The following is a 12,955-nucleotide window of genomic DNA, read 5'->3' on the forward strand; positions in this document are numbered from 1 at the left end:
TTTCAGGAACTGTGACCGAGTGGCCGAAGGTGCTCCCCTGCTAAGGGAGTATGGGGTGTAGAGCCTCATCGAGGGTTCGAATCCCTCCGGTTCCGCCAGGATTGGCTTCCTGATCACCTTGCAGTGATCAAATAGCCCAAAAGAGCCCCGCCAGTCGGGGCTTTTTTGCGTCTGCTCGCAACGCGTGGCTGCCCGCCGAAAAGGCGAGGCGATGTCTTCAGGACGGCTGCGGTTCGAGCGCGGACAGCGTCGCGATCGGCGCCGCGCCCACATGCAGTTCGCAAGGATCGCAAGGCACCGCAATCTGCCGTCCGTCGAAACGCACCCGCACATGCGGATAGGTCGCTCCGGTGATGGTGCCGAGCCGGCCTTCGCAGACGACGCGATCGCCGCGACGGAACGACCGGCCGAACCGGAGCTTGATTTTTTCAAAACTCATTTCAGTGTCTCCTGGGTGTGCATCCGATGCTCAGCGCACCGGGTCGGGTTCGAGCGGTGGCCGCACGAGGGTCGCGGCCGTGTCCTGGAGGATCAGCGCGTGATCCGGGTCGTGGCTGAGGTAGGGGCTGGTCAGCAGTTGGCCGATCAGCCGGTCGAAGTGGTAGCGGACCTTGGCCGGCTCGGGGTGCGCGGCGTACAGCGCGCGCAGCATCGAGACGACGGCGCTGGTCTGCGTGGTCAGGACCTCCATGGAACCCAGGCGGCCCGCCGCTTCGAAAACTGCTTGTTGATCTGAGGGGGGCATCCGGGCCTCCTTTTGGGGCGTTGGCATGTCCAACGCAAAAAGAGGCTGAAAGGCTTACTTTTAGGGGCGTGCTCCCCAAAATTGGTGATATCCCGCCTTTGATTTGTGACTTATTTCACGAATTTTGACTCACTGCCGCTGCGCAGGCGCAGACCCCAACACCTCGGCCAGTACCCGCAAGGCGTCGGTCGCCAGGTCCGCAAAGCGCACCGAGCAGGCCAGCATCAGGTTCAGCGGCAGGCCGAAATCCTCGATCAGCGTGCCCTCGGGGTCGCGCAAGCTGCCGTCCGGGTCGCGGCCGACGACGCCGGCCGTGGCGGCGCGCTGCGCATAGGTGCCCGGCGGAACGCCGTAGGCGGCCACCGGAAGGCCCAGGGCAATGGCCACGCCGACCTCGAACACCGTGCCCGAGTCGGGCTCCAGCCCGCGAAACGGCGCGAGGTTGGCAATGACGCCGTCCGCCGACCGCAGCAGCTTCATGTTTTCCTCGTAGATCCGGCGCGCGGGGTCGGGGCCGGCCGCCTTGCCGTCGAACGGCGGCACGGCCGTCATGCCGAGCGCGTCGCAGGCCAGGGCCAGCGCGGCAAAGTACTGCGCGGCGTCGGGCCGGAACACGTCGGGGCCGGCGAGGTAGACCCGTGGACGCGTGGAAGAGGAGGGCATCTGTCGAGTATGCGACCGCCCCCGGCCAGCGCCAACGGGAAGGGCTGCGGCCCGGCTGGTTACTTCTTCATCGCCTTGACTTCGGCCATGCCCTTGCTTTCATCGGCCTTGGCCTGCTTCACGCAGGTTGACTTGGCCTCGCCCTTCTGGTCGTCGCATTTTTCCTTGGCGATGCTGTAGGCGACTTCCACCTTGGCTTCGGCCACCTTGCGGGCGTTGCCGTCGCTGGGCTTCATCTTCTGGTCGAGCTCGGCCTTGGCGATCTTTTCCTTGCCCTTGGCTTCCTCGACGCAGACGTCCTTGGCGTTGTCCTTCATGGCATCGCAAGCGGCGCGGTCGGTCTTGTAGTCGGCCGAGATCTTGTCGCGGGCCGCCTTGTATTCGGCGACCGCCGGATCGACCGTGGCCGCGGGCGGCGGGTTCACTTGCGCTTGCGCCGACACGGCCGTGAGACAAGACACGGCAACGGCGCACATCCACATGAGCTTTCTTTGCATGGTCATCTCCTTGAAGGCGCCGGCGGTTGCCTCATTGCGACAAGCGCAAGAGAACCGGCGCCCGAAAACCATCCTAGGAACCGACGGCGCGAGAGCGGTAGGACGCCTCGCGAAGCCGCCGTCAGCGCATGCTGACGCTCAGTGGCCTTCTGTTGTAGTGCCGTGCGCGCGCATCTCGCTGCGCAGGGCGCGCTGTCCCGAGGCCAGGGCGAGCTCGTAGCTCTCGACCAGGTCGAAGGCGCAGCGAAGGACGGTGGGATGCGCACCGTCGGTGTCGGTTTCGAGCAGCCGCCAGACAAAGGATCCGGGAGCCGGCTCGTCGATGATGAGTTCGATCGGATGTGTCATGGCCCCACCATGTCCGCTCGCGTGGTGCCTGTCTGTAGGCGAAGGCCGACCGATGCCGCGCCGCGCCACCAGAACCCCCAGATCTGGTGATGGCCGCAGCGCCGCCGCGAGGGGACACTGCAGCCTCGCGCGCGAAGCCTGGGTGATGATTCGGGCATGCTTCCCACCTTGTCCGAACCGTCCTGATGTCCGCTTTCTCTCCTCAGCCCGAAGGTCCGGCGATGACGCCGCCGCCCAGCCCCGACCTGCCGGCGCCCGTGCTCATCGTCGAGGACGACGCGCTGATGCAGCGGCGCATCGTCGGCATCCTGAACCAGCTGGGCTACGGCAACGACGTGCTGGTGCTTGCGGCCACGCTGGCCGATGCGCGCATCGAACTCGCGCGCCAGTCGTTCGCGCTGGCGCTGGTCGACCTGGGCCTGCCCGACGGCAACGGCGTGGAGCTGATCGCGCAGATGAGCGCGCCGACCGGGGCGGCAATGAACGCCGACGACGGCCCCGGCATCCTCGTGATCTCCGCCTGGAGCACCGACGACCTCATCCTCAACGCGCTGCGCGCCGGCGCCACCGGCTACGTGCTCAAGGAGCGCGACGACCTGGAGCTGCTGCTGTCGATCCGCAGCGTGCTGCGCGGCGGGGCGCCGATCGATCCGTTCATCGCGCGCCGCATCCTCGACCTCACGCAGGCGCCGCCCGCCACGCCGGGGCGCGTCGGCGAAGATGTGCTGACCGCACGCGAACTGCAGATCCTCCAGCTGGTTGCCGAGGGCCTGACCAACCGCGAGATAGCCGAGCAGATTTTCCTGTCGCGGCACACCGTCGAATGCCACATCAAGAACATCTACCGCAAGCTCACCGTTTCCTCGCGCACGCGCGCCGTCTTCGCAGCGCGTTCGCGTGGCTTGCTGGCCTGAGCCTGTGGTGGTTGTTCGCGCACGCGGCATGGGCTGCCGAAGGGTGCGCACCGCACATCGACAGCGTGCGGGCCGTGCGCGCCGCCGCCGGCGCGGGGCCTGAAGCACCGCCGCCCATCGACGGCTGGCAGCCGGTGACGCTGCCTGATCACTGGGCCACGCGCTGGCCCGGCTTCGAGGGCATCGTGTGGTACCGCATCGACTGGCAGCGCCCCTGCGCAGGCCGCGACGACGCGCCGCAGCTGGGCGTGGCCTTCGACTACCTGAGCATGGCCGGCGCGATCTCGCTGAACGACAACCTGCTCTGGCGCGACGCCAGCCTGGTCGAGCCGCTGAGCCGCAGCTGGAACACGCCGCGCGTCTTCTTCCTGCCGGCCGCCGCGTTGAACCCCGGCACCAACACGCTGTGGGTGCAGGTGGTGGGCGGCAGCATGTACGGCTCGGGGCTGGGCCGCGTCGTGCTTGGGCCGGCGGTCGAGGCGGTGGCGTACCACGACGAACGTCGCCTGTTCGCGCGCGTGCTGCCCGCGGTCAACCTCGTCATCTCGATCACGCTGGGCTGCTTCTTCCTCGTGCTGTGGCTCATGCGCCGGCAGGAGGTTGCCTACGGCTGGTACGCGCTCAGCGCCATCGCCTGGCTGGTGTTCGCGAGCAATACCGTGGTCAGCACCTTGCCGTGGCCGTTCGCCTCCACCGACGCCTGGTCGCGCTGGATCACGGCCTGGATGGTCCTGTACGTGAGCTGCTTCTGCATGTTCATGTGGCACTTCGGCGGCCAGCGCTTTCCGCGCCTGGGCCGCGCGCTGTGGACCGTGGCCGCGCTGGCCGTGGCGGCGATCGCACTGCTGCCGCAGCCCGCGCTGTCGGTCGCGACGCTGGCGGTGTTCATCGTGTACTCGCTGCTCTTCATGGCCGTGTGCGTGCAGTTCATCCTGCGCGCGCTCGACACGAAGAAGACCGAGCACCTGCTGCTGGCCCTGTGCGCCTTCGGCTTCCTGGTGGCCGCGGTGCACGACGCGCTGATGATCCTGCGCGTCATCGACGACCGCTTCGGCTACACCGTGGTCACGGCGCCGCTGATCATGATCGGCATGTCGCTGATCCTGGCGGGCGGCTTCACGCGCAGCCTGCGCCGTGTCGAGAGCTTCAACGACGAGCTGGCGCGCGAAGTGCGCGGGGCGCGCACCGAGCTGGCCGACACGCTCAGCCGCGAACATCGCCTGGAGCTCGACAACGTGCGGCTGCACGAGCGCCTGAGCGTGGCGCGCGACCTGCACGACGGCCTGGGCAGTTCGCTGGTGCGCTCGATCGCGCTGGTGGAACAGTCGGGCGAGGCGCTGCAGCGGCCGCAGTACCTGTCGATGTTCAAGTCGCTGCGCGACGACCTGCGCCAGATCATCGACACCCACAGCGGCGGCGCGGCACCGGTGGCCGCGACCCCCACGCAATGGCTGGCCCCGATGCGCCACCGCTTCGGCCGCCTGTTCGAGGAGATGGGCGTGCGCAGCCACTGGCAGACGCCCGCGGCCTGGCCCTGTGCGCTGTCCGCGCGCCAGGTGCTGGGCCTCACGCGCCTGCTCGAGGAGGCGCTGGCCAACGTCGTGAAGCACAGCCGCGCGCGCACCCTGCGCGTGCAACTGCTGGCCGACGGCGAGGCCGGCGTGCTCCTGAGCGTCGAGGACGATGGCGTGGGCTTCGATGCGGTGACGGTTGCCTCGTCGATCGGCGGACTGGGCCTGCGCAGCATGCAGGCGCGCATGGCCCGCATCGGCGGCACTTTGCAGATCGACGCGGGCGACGGCGGCACGCGGCTGGAGGCGAGGGTGCAGGCACCCGCGATGGGCGCTGGCAGCAGCTGAGGCGCGCTGCGCGCGTGATCAGCGCGCCTTGCGGAACGCGCGCACCTCGGGTGCGGGGTGATCCTCGATGTGCTGCAGCAGGAAGTCCAGAAACTCCTGCGCCGACGGCGAGAGTCCCCGGTCCTTGTTGAGCCACACCTGGAACTTGCGGCTGAGCACGGGCGTGACGAGCGGGCGGAATTCGAGCTCCTGACGCTGGAGCAGCTCGCCCGCATAGGGCAGGCAGGTGGTCACGCCCAGGCCGTGCTCGACCATGCTCAGCGCCGTCGTCAGGAAGGCCACTTCATGCGTCGGGCTGAACTCCAGCCGGCCGGGCGACGCATACAGCTCGGCGCTGAGCAGCTGCGTGTACTCGCCCTGCAGCGAGATCACGGGGTAGCGGACCAGGTCGCTCCAGGCGACCCGCTGCTTTTTGGTGAGCGGATGCCCCGGGGGCAGCACCGCGAGGAAGGGCAGGGTGAAGAGCGTGCGCGCCACCACGTTGGCCGGCGCGTCGCGCTCGGGGCCGATGGCCAGGTCGACATCGCCGTTGATGAGCCGGCCCAGCACGCTTTCGACCATCGAGTCCTGCAGGCGCACGCGGATGCCGGGGTACTTCCGGGCGAAGGCGGCCATGATTTCCGGCATGACCGTGCACGCCATCACCTGCGGCACTGCGATGCGCACGGTGCCGGTGCGCAGCTCGCGCAGGTCGGACACCGCATCGAGCGCCATGCCCAGGTCTTGCAGGATGCGCTCGGCCATCGGCAGGAACACCTCGCCCGCGCTGGAGAGCTGCAGCTTGCGCGTCGTGCGGTGAAGCATCTGCACGCCCAGGTTCGACTCCAGGTCCTTGATGAGGCCGCTCAGTGCCGACTGCGTGATGTGCAGCCGCAGGGCGGCCTCGGTCACGCTGCCGGCGCGGGCCACCGCGATGAAGGCGCGCAGTTGGCGCAACGTGACATTCATCGGTTTTTCAGATAAGTGGGAGAGAAATATCTGATTGAACCATGAATGAAGCTCGCATCCAATCGCAGCGCCATCACAACAACCACTGCCAGGAGACATCGTTCATGCCCGTTTCTCATCGCCTTGCGCGCCGCGGTTTTCTTTCGCTCGCGGCCGCCGCACTTGCTTTCGCGGGGGCTCCCGCGCAAGCGCAGGCGCAGGCCTTTCCGTCCAAGCCGATCAAGTGGATCGTCGGCTACCCCGCCGGCGGCGGCAGCGACTTCCTGGCCCGCACCATCGGCGCGCAGATGTCGGTGCAGGCCGGCCAGCCGGTGATCGTCGACAACCGGGCTGGCGCCGGCGCCATCATCGGCGCCGAGGTCACGGCCCGGTCGCCGGGCGACGGCTACACCGTGTTCACGGCCGACAACGGCGTGCTCGTCTACAACCCCGCGCTCTACAAGAAGCTGCCCTACGCCGTCGACCGCGACTTCGCGATGCTCGGCCTGATGGCCCGCACGCCGCTCGTGCTGGTGGCGGCGCCGTCGACGAACCTCAAGACCATCGGCGCCCTGATGGAGCAGCTCAAGAGCAAGCCGGGCACGCTGTCGTACGCCTCGCCGGGCAACGGCAGTCCGCACCACCTGGCGATGGAACTGTTCCTGAGCCGCAGCGGCCTGTCGACGATGCATGTGCCGTACCGCGGCGCCGCGCCGGCGCTGCAGGACGTGATGGGCGGACAGGTGCCGTTGATGGTGGTGGACACCTCGTCGGGGCTCAGCGCCATCCAGGCAGGAAAGGTCATTCCGCTGATGGCCTTCAGCGCCAAGCGCCTGCCGATCCTGCCCGCCGTGCCCACGGTGGGCGAGCAGGGCTTCAAGGATTCGGAGGCCTACGCATGGCAGGGGCTGGTGGTGCCGGCCAGCACGCCCGCCGCCATCCAGGAGCGCCTTTCGAAGGAGATGCAGGCCGCGCTGGGCAACGAGGGCGTGCGCAAGAGGCTGCAGGAAGGCGGCTGGGAGCCCGTGCCGAGCGACAGCGTGCTGATGAAGACCTACGCCTTCGCCGAGACCAAGAAGTGGCACGCGCTGATCCGTGAGCGCGGCATCTCGCTGGACTGACGACGCCGCCTCGCGATGAGGCGGGCCGGGGCGCACCGGCGGTGTTGTAGCCTGTCGCCCCATGGATTCCCTCATCGCCGCCTCCGCGCGCGCGCTCGCTGCCGGCGACGCGCTGGGTGCCCTCAAGCGCGTGGCGCTGCGCGACGACCCGCCGGCGCTCGCACTGCGCGGCATCGCCATGGCCCAGCTCGGCGAGCACCCGCGTGCGCGCGAGCTGCTGCGGCGTGCCGCGAGCGGCTTCGGCGCGCACGAAGAACTGGCGCGCGCACGTTGCGTCGTCGCCGAGGCCGAGGTGGCGCTCGCGATGCGCGACCTGGGCGGCTCGCCGCGCGCGCTGACCGCGGCGGCGGCGACGCTCGAAGCCCGTGATGACCTGGCCAATGCGTTGCAGGCGCGGCTCATCGCGGCGCGCCGGTTGCTGCTGCTCGGCCGGCTCGACGAGGCCGCCGCCGCGCTGTCACTGCTCGACGGGCACAGCCTGCCGCCGTTGCTGTCCGCGGTGGCCGAGCTGGCGTCGGCGGAGCTGGCCTTGCGTTCGCTGCGCACCGCCGCGGCACGCGCGGCGCTCGACCGCGCGCACGACGCGGCCTGGCGCGCGCGCGTGCCGGCGCTGCTGGCCGAGGTGGCGGAAGCGCGCGCCGCGCTCGAGCGTCCTGCCGCCCGGCGTATCGCTGCCGGCGGTGAACAGGCCCTGCGCCTCGAGGAGGTCGAGGCGCTGCTCGCGTCCGATGCGCTCGTCGTCGATGCCTGCCGCCGCGGCGTCGGAGGCGGCGACACCTGGCGTTCGCTCGCACGCCGGCCCGTGCTGTTCTCGCTGGCGCGTGCGCTGGCCGCGGCCTGGCCCGGCGATGTCGACCGCGACGCGCTGATCGCCGACGCCTTCCGCACCCGCGACCCCGACGAGACGCACCGCGCACGGCTGCGCGTCGAGATCGGCCGGCTGCGCGCGCTCGTCAAGCCGATGGCGCGCATCGAGGCCACGCCGCAGGGCTTCATCCTCCAACCTCTGGATGCGCGTCCGGTGGTGGTGCTGGCGCCGCCCATCGACGGCGAACAGGCTTCGCTGGTGGCATTGCTGTCCGACGGCGCAGCCTGGTCGACCTCGGCGCTCGCGCTGGCGCTGGGCGCGAGCCAGCGCACGGTGCAGCGCGCGCTGGCCGAACTCGAGGCCGAGCGGCGCGTGCGTGCCATCGGGCAGGCCAGGGCGCGCCGCTGGCTGGCCCCGCCACTGGCGGGATTCACGACGATCTTGTTACTCCCCGCTGCGCTGCCGATTGAATAGAGTCGGGCTCATGCGCTACCCCGTGGCGCACCTACAGGAGCCCACCATGAGCAGCAGCAACAGCAGTCAGAGCAAGAAGGCCGGCAAGGACCGGTTCGAAGGCGCGGTGCAAGCCGCGCAGATCGTGCGCGAATACGGCCCGTTCGAAGGCGTGGAGCGCATCCACGGCGTGACGCACGACGGCCACCAGGTGTGGGCCGCCACCGGCGGGCAACTGGTCGCCTTCGACCCCGCGAGCGGCGAAGCCACGCGCCGCATCGACGTCGCCTGCGACGCCGGCACTGCCTTCGACGGCACCTGCTTCTATCAGATCGTCGAGGCGCGCATCGACAAGATCGACGCCGCCACCGGCAAGGTGCTGGCCTCGATTCCCGCGCCCGGCAACGGCTCGGATTCGGGCCTCACTTGGGCCGAAGGCAGCCTCTGGGTGGGTGAGTACCGCGACCGCAAGATCCACCAGATCGACCCGGCGACCGGCGCGATCCGCCGCACCATCGAGTCGAACCGCTTCGTCACCGGCGTGACCTGGGTCGACGGCGAACTCTGGCACGGCACCTGGGAAGGCGATCAGAGCGACATTCGCCGCATCGACCCCGCCAGCGGCGACGTGATCGCGCGGCTGGAAATGCCCAGCGGCGTCGGCGTGAGCGGCCTGGAGTCCGACGGCGCGGGGCTCTTCTACGCCGGCGACGGCCGGGCCAGCAAGGTCCGTGCGGTGCGTCGCCCGAAGACGGCTACGGCCTGAACGAAACGCAAGCCAAGGAGCACACCATGAACACCCCAGTGAATCACACCGTCGTGACCCCCGAGCGCTGGATCGACGCGCGCAAGTCGCTGCTGGCGCGCGAGAAGGAGCTGACCCAGCTGCGCGACCGGATCGCCGAAGAGCGCCGCGCGCTGCCGTGGACCCGCGTCGAGAAGGCCTATGTCTTCGACACGCCCCAGGGCCGTCGCCCGCTGGCCGACCTGTTCGAAGGCCGTCGCCAACTGCTCGTACAGCACTTCATGTTCGGCCCCGACTGGGAGCAGGGCTGCCAGAGCTGCTCGTTCATGGCCGACCATTCCGACGGCATGCGCGTGCACCTCGAACACCGCGACGTCACGCTGGTGGCCGTCTCGCGCGCGCCGCTCGCCCACATCGAGGCCTTCCGCCGACGCATGGGCTGGCAGTTCGCCTGGGTCTCGTCGCACGACAACGACTTCAACCACGACTTCGGCGTGAGCTTCACGCCCGATGAAATGGCCAGCGGCGCGGTCGCCTACAACTACGTGAAGCAGCCGTTCCCGAGCGAGGAGGCGCCCGGCGTCAGCGTGTTCTTCAAGGACGACGCCGGCGACGTGTTCCACACCTACTCGACCTACGGTCGCGGCGTGGAAGTGATGATGGGCACCTACAACATGCTCGACCTCGTTCCCAAGGGCCGCGACGAGCACAACCCGTCCTACGCGATGGACTGGATCCGTCACCACGACCGCTACGAGCCCGCGCCCGTTGCGGCGGCCGGTGGTTGCTGCCACGCGCAGTCCTAAGGAAAACGCGCGACCCGGCGTGTCGATCGGTCCGCACCATGGCAAGCCTCTGGCCCTGGCTGGCGGTGGCGGGAATGGGCGTCCTGCACGGCCTGAACCCCACCACCGGCTGGATGTTCGCCGCCGCATGGGGCCTGCGTTCGCACGACCGGGCGCAGGCGCTGCGGGCGCTGTGGCCGATCGGTGTCGGGCATGTGGCCTCGGTGGCGCTCGTGGTCATTGCGGTGGCCTTCGGCCTGTCGATGGACCGGGGCTTGCTGCAGTGGCTGGCCGGCGGGCTGATCGCCGTGGTCGCGCTCGTTCACCTGTCGGGGCGCCTGCCCGCCATGGCACGTGCGCCGGCGGGGCATGCAGGGCTGGCGCTGTGGTCTTTCATGATGTCCACCGCGCACGGTGCCGGGCTGATGCTGGTGCCGGCACTGATCCCGCTGTGCATGGGCGATGCAGCGAAGGGCGCGATGAGTGGCTCGCTCGTGCCGGCGTTCGCGGCCGTCGCGCTCCACACGGCGGCGATGCTGGCCACCACCGGGCTGATGGCCGTCGGCGCCGGGGCGGGCGTGGGCTGGCTGCAGCGCTTCACACGGCGATCACCTGCGATGCCGCACTGAACGCGCGATGCGCGCAAAGCGCATAAGCAAACGCGAAAACCGGCGTTCCATTCGAGCGGCCTGCGGCGCAACACTCGAAGGCTCTCGACCCCACAGGCCTTCGGATGCCCGGTACCTTCACTTCCCCGCGCAAGCGGCTCGGCTTCTTCAGCCGGCTGCTCGACGATGCCCCCGCCGCCGAGCGCTACCGCCTCGTCACGGCGCAGATCGCCCATGCCGAGGCCTTCGGCTTCGATTCCGCATGGGTGGCGCAGCACCATTTCCACGAACACGAAGGCGGCCTGCCGTCGCCCTTCGTCTTCCTCGCCCACGTGGCCTCGCGCACGCGGCGCATCCGCCTGGGCACGGGCATCGTCACGCTGCCGCTGGAGAACGCGGTGCGCACGGCCGAAGACGCGATCGTGCTGGACCTTCTCTCGGGCGGCCGGCTCGAAGTGGGCGTCGGCACGGGCGGCACGCCGGCGTCCTTCGCGGCCTTCGGGCTGGACAGCGACGACCGCGCGGCGCTGTTCGAGCGGCAGCTTGCCACGGTGCGCGGGGCCTGGGCCGGCCGGGCGCTGCCCGGCGGCGACACGCTGTACCCGGCGGGCGCGCAACTGCTCGGCCGGCTCTGGCAGGCCACGTTCTCGGTGAACGGCGGCACGCGCGCGGGCACGGCCGGCGACGGGCTGATGCTTTCGCGCGCGCAGCCGCGCACCGCGCAGGCGCCCGATGCATCGCTGGCCGACCTGCAGGACCCGATCATCGACGCCTACCTGGCCGCGCTGCCGCCGGGGCGCACGCCGCGCATCGTGGGCTCGCGCAGCGTGTTCGTGGCGGACACCCGCCAGGAGGCGCTGCGCCTGGCCGAGACCGGGCTGCGGCGCGCGGTGGTGCAGGCCGCCGCCACGGGGCAGATCGGCCTGGCCGACCGCGTCCGCGCCGATGCGCCGCTCGAGCAGCTGATCGCCGCGTACGACGTGCATGTCGGTTCGCCCGACGACGTGATCGCCTCGCTGCGCGCCGACCGCACGCTCGCGCGCGTGACCGACCTCGTGTGCCAGGTGCATTCGGTCGATCCGCCGCACGCGGCCATCTTGCGTTCCATCGAACTGACCGCCACGGTCGTCGCACCCGCCCTGGGCTGGGCGCGCGACACGGGCGTGCCGGACCTTCAATCGCTTGCGCTTCTCTAGGCTGTTGTTTCCATGAATGCCGTTGTTTCTTCTTCTCCCGTTCCCGAGGCTGTCGACGTGATCGACCGGCTGGTGGGTATCGCGCCCGGCAGTGCGCTCGATCGCCTGCGCGCGCAGCGCAAGCAGGCGCGCACGCAGGCGCAGCAGAGCTACCTGGCGCTGTTCGCGCCGACCGAGCCCGTGGCCGGCCACTTCGAGATCGCAGACCGCTTCGCCATCGCGGCCTTTGTCGCCGGATTGCACGGGCAACCCGACGTGGCGCGCTTCTATACCGAGGCCTTGGCGGGGCAGGGCGTAGCGAGGGCCATCGAGGCCGAGGTCGCACGCGGTGCTGCGCAAGGGCCGTATGGCCGCTATCCGGAAGGTCCACTCAGCGTGGAAGACGCGGCTGGCCCGGTCTACGCCGTCGAGGCGGCGCAGCGCGCGGTGCTGAGCGAACGGCTGTCGGCCGGCCTTGCGCATGCGCACCTGCTGGTCTTCCACCCGCGCGACGCCAGTCCGGCCGCATTGCAGGCGCTGCTCGATGCGGGATGGCGCACCACGGAGATCGTTACGTTGTCGCAGCTGGTGGCGTTCCTTGCGTTCCAGATCCGCGTCGTCATCGGCCTGCGCGCGCTGGCCACCCCTTCTGCATGAGCGCCCCATGAGCACCGAATCGACCCTGACCCATCCCGGCAACACGCACCCACGCAGCTTCACGCAGGCGCAGCTCGAATGGCTGCCCTGGCTCGAACCGCTGCCCGAAGACGAACTGACCGAGCGCCACTACGCGGGCCTCGTCGACGCGTCGCGCGCCAAGTCGCCGTACTTCCGCCTGCTGGCGCGCGACCCCGACATCCTCGGCGCGCGCACGCGCACCGACAAGGACATCTTCTACAACCCCGAGGCCGGCCTGCCGCGCGCCGAGCGCGAGCTCTCGGCCGCCGCGGCCTCGCGCTTCAACGGCTGCATCTACTGCGCGTCGGTGCACGCGCGTTTCGCCTCGCATTTCTCGCAGCGGACGGACGACGTGCAGCGCCTGCTCGACGAGGGCGTGCAGGCCGACCTGGGCGCGCGCTGGAATGCGATCGTGCAGGCGTCGGTCGCGCTGTCGGCCACGCCGTCGACCTTCGGGCCTGCGCACGTCGACGCCTTGCGCGTGCAGGGGCTGGACGACCTGGCGATTGCCGACGTCGTGCATGGCGCGGCCTTCTTCAACTGGGCCAACCGCCTGATGCTCTCGCTGGGCGAACCGCAGGCGCCTGCTGCCACGTAGGCCCACGCGGCCGCGCGCAGATTTGTTGCGG

General features: G+C 69.9%; 16 protein-coding genes and 1 tRNA gene. 11 read left to right on the forward strand and 6 right to left on the reverse strand.

Translation table 11 applies throughout. From position 1 onward, the window contains the following. The first annotated feature begins 5 nt into the window (after positions 1 to 5). A tRNA-Ser gene (locus ACAM42_RS15885) sits at positions 6 to 98 on the forward strand. A 119-nt stretch (positions 99 to 217) separates the two neighbouring features. Here the strand turns inward: ACAM42_RS15885 and ACAM42_RS15890 are convergent. The 5 genes from ACAM42_RS15890 to ACAM42_RS15910 all read right to left on the reverse strand — a co-directional run bounded on the left by ACAM42_RS15890 (position 218) and on the right by ACAM42_RS15910 (position 2,253). Next, complete coding sequence (locus ACAM42_RS15890; RefSeq protein ID WP_095745044.1) at positions 218 to 439, reverse strand: hypothetical protein; 222 nt, start codon at positions 437 to 439, stop codon at positions 218 to 220. Between the two features lie 30 nt (positions 440 to 469). Continuing rightward, positions 470 to 745, reverse strand: coding sequence for a hypothetical protein (locus ACAM42_RS15895; RefSeq protein WP_070060422.1), 276 nt, complete (start codon positions 743 to 745; stop codon positions 470 to 472). A 129-nt stretch (positions 746 to 874) separates the two neighbouring features. After that, a complete protein-coding gene (locus ACAM42_RS15900; protein ID WP_095745045.1) occupies positions 875 to 1,408 on the reverse strand; it encodes a nucleoside 2-deoxyribosyltransferase in 534 nt (177 codons plus the stop codon). Positions 1,409 to 1,467: 59 nt separating this feature from the next. Beyond that, positions 1,468 to 1,905, reverse strand: coding sequence for a hypothetical protein (locus tag ACAM42_RS15905; protein ID WP_095747578.1), 438 nt, complete (start codon positions 1,903 to 1,905; stop codon positions 1,468 to 1,470). Positions 1,906 to 2,043: 138 nt separating this feature from the next. Continuing rightward, entirely contained in the window at positions 2,044 to 2,253 is a 210-nt protein-coding gene (locus tag ACAM42_RS15910) for a hypothetical protein (RefSeq protein ID WP_369632597.1), read from the reverse strand. 221 nt (positions 2,254 to 2,474) lie between these two features. Here ACAM42_RS15910 and ACAM42_RS15915 point away from each other — a divergent pair, with 221 nt between their 5' ends. Both ACAM42_RS15915 and ACAM42_RS15920 read left to right on the forward strand, forming a co-directional pair. Then, positions 2,475 to 3,167, forward strand: coding sequence for a response regulator transcription factor (locus ACAM42_RS15915; protein WP_139705513.1), 693 nt, complete (start codon positions 2,475 to 2,477; stop codon positions 3,165 to 3,167). Positions 3,168 to 3,232: 65 nt separating this feature from the next. Next, positions 3,233 to 5,026 carry a 7TM diverse intracellular signaling domain-containing protein gene (locus ACAM42_RS15920; RefSeq protein ID WP_369632598.1) on the forward strand — a complete coding sequence of 598 codons (1,794 nt, stop codon included), beginning with the start codon at positions 3,233 to 3,235 and terminating at the stop codon, positions 5,024 to 5,026. An 18-nt stretch (positions 5,027 to 5,044) separates the two neighbouring features. On the opposite strand, the gene ACAM42_RS15925 is transcribed toward ACAM42_RS15920, so the two are convergent. Then, entirely contained in the window at positions 5,045 to 5,974 is a 930-nt protein-coding gene (locus tag ACAM42_RS15925) for a LysR family transcriptional regulator (RefSeq protein ID WP_369632599.1), read from the reverse strand. 104 nt (positions 5,975 to 6,078) lie between these two features. On the opposite strand from ACAM42_RS15925, the gene ACAM42_RS15930 reads away from it, so the two are divergent. From ACAM42_RS15930 to ACAM42_RS15965, 8 genes are all read left to right on the forward strand, one after another. Next, positions 6,079 to 7,074, forward strand: coding sequence for a Bug family tripartite tricarboxylate transporter substrate binding protein (locus tag ACAM42_RS15930; protein WP_369632600.1), 996 nt, complete (start codon positions 6,079 to 6,081; stop codon positions 7,072 to 7,074). Between the two features lie 61 nt (positions 7,075 to 7,135). Then, on the forward strand, positions 7,136 to 8,356 hold the full coding sequence (locus tag ACAM42_RS15935; protein WP_369632601.1) for a helix-turn-helix domain-containing protein: 1,221 nt from the start codon (positions 7,136 to 7,138) through the stop codon (positions 8,354 to 8,356). 46 nt (positions 8,357 to 8,402) lie between these two features. Continuing rightward, a complete protein-coding gene (locus ACAM42_RS15940) occupies positions 8,403 to 9,101 on the forward strand; it encodes a hypothetical protein (RefSeq protein WP_159272073.1) in 699 nt (232 codons plus the stop codon). Between the two features lie 26 nt (positions 9,102 to 9,127). Further along, positions 9,128 to 9,886: a thioredoxin family protein gene (locus ACAM42_RS15945; RefSeq protein WP_159277173.1), complete on the forward strand. Its 759-nt coding sequence runs from the start codon at positions 9,128 to 9,130 to the stop codon at positions 9,884 to 9,886. Positions 9,887 to 9,924: 38 nt separating this feature from the next. Continuing rightward, the gene (locus tag ACAM42_RS15950) at positions 9,925 to 10,494 is read left to right on the forward strand and encodes a hypothetical protein (protein WP_369632602.1); all 570 of its coding nucleotides are present in this window, start codon (positions 9,925 to 9,927) and stop codon (positions 10,492 to 10,494) included. A 104-nt stretch (positions 10,495 to 10,598) separates the two neighbouring features. Next, positions 10,599 to 11,669 (forward strand): putative FMN-dependent luciferase-like monooxygenase, encoded by a 1,071-nt coding sequence (locus ACAM42_RS15955; RefSeq protein ID WP_369632603.1) that lies wholly within the window; start codon positions 10,599 to 10,601, stop codon positions 11,667 to 11,669. A 12-nt stretch (positions 11,670 to 11,681) separates the two neighbouring features. After that, a complete protein-coding gene (locus tag ACAM42_RS15960; protein WP_369632604.1) occupies positions 11,682 to 12,305 on the forward strand; it encodes a CMD domain protein in 624 nt (207 codons plus the stop codon). A 7-nt stretch (positions 12,306 to 12,312) separates the two neighbouring features. Continuing rightward, on the forward strand, positions 12,313 to 12,924 hold the full coding sequence (locus ACAM42_RS15965; RefSeq protein ID WP_369632605.1) for an alkylhydroperoxidase domain protein: 612 nt from the start codon (positions 12,313 to 12,315) through the stop codon (positions 12,922 to 12,924). Positions 12,925 to 12,955: the final 31 nt, after the last annotated feature.

Source organism: Variovorax sp. V35, assembly GCF_041154465.1.
GTDB classification, from domain to species: domain Bacteria; phylum Pseudomonadota; class Gammaproteobacteria; order Burkholderiales; family Burkholderiaceae_C; genus Variovorax; species Variovorax boronicumulans.